This window comes from Clostridium sp. MCC353 (assembly GCF_018785315.1).
Classification (GTDB): Bacteria; Bacillota; Clostridia; order Lachnospirales; family Lachnospiraceae; genus CHH4-2.
Window position 1 is genome coordinate 1 of the sequence record NZ_WQPN01000126.1, and the last position, 646, is coordinate 646.

Below are 646 nucleotides of genomic sequence, written 5' to 3' on the forward strand. Positions count from 1 at the left end.
GCATAATTAATTATACCAAAAAATCGCTGAAGTCGTAAGACTTCAGCGATTTTTCTTTAGGACTGTTTTTTTACAGCCCCAATGTTCAGCCGGTGCAGAAATGCTGCCACAATTGTGCTGATCAGTTTCAGCAGATAATCCGGAGTATGGGTCTCCAAATGTTCGAAATACTCGGGCGGAATCCCATTCAGATTCTTAAAATCTTCTGAATTACGCAGTTTGTTAATCAGCATGATCGGGGAGAGTTAACCGCCGAACTTGCTTATACCTTTTCTTCGGTTAAAAGATGTTCAAATTCATCAATAGTTTTTGCTCTGGCAGCCAGTTTATGCCAGTATTTTAAAACATTCATATCCGACTCCCCAGCAATCCGTGAAGTCAGTTCTTCCGGAAGTTCACCAAGTTCCTGCAAAAGATCAATTACGCATGCCCGCGTTCCTTTCAGCATTCCTTCCTCACAGCTCAGCCTTCTGGTTTCCTGAACATCATACGCTTCAAAACTATCAAATAACATACTGATCCGCCTTTCTTTAATCATATCAGTAAATTCAGCTACTTCGTCTTTGGGCACATTAAGCCGGTGCAGAAATGCCGCCACAATTGTGCTGATCAGTTTCAGCAGATAATCCGGAGTATGAGTTTCCAA

At 41.8% G+C, this 646-nt stretch carries 1 protein-coding gene and 1 pseudogene; both read right to left on the reverse strand.

Annotation, left to right across the window (positions count from 1 at the left end; all coding sequences use genetic code 11):
* Nucleotides 1-56: 56 nt before the first annotated feature.
* Nucleotides 57-233: a hypothetical protein gene (locus GPL15_RS20060; protein WP_215700451.1), complete on the reverse strand. Its 177-nt coding sequence runs from the start codon at nucleotides 231-233 to the stop codon at nucleotides 57-59.
* A 29-nt stretch (nucleotides 234-262) separates the two neighbouring features.
* Nucleotides 263-646, reverse strand: a pseudogene (locus tag GPL15_RS20065) (hypothetical protein); the annotation flags it as partial.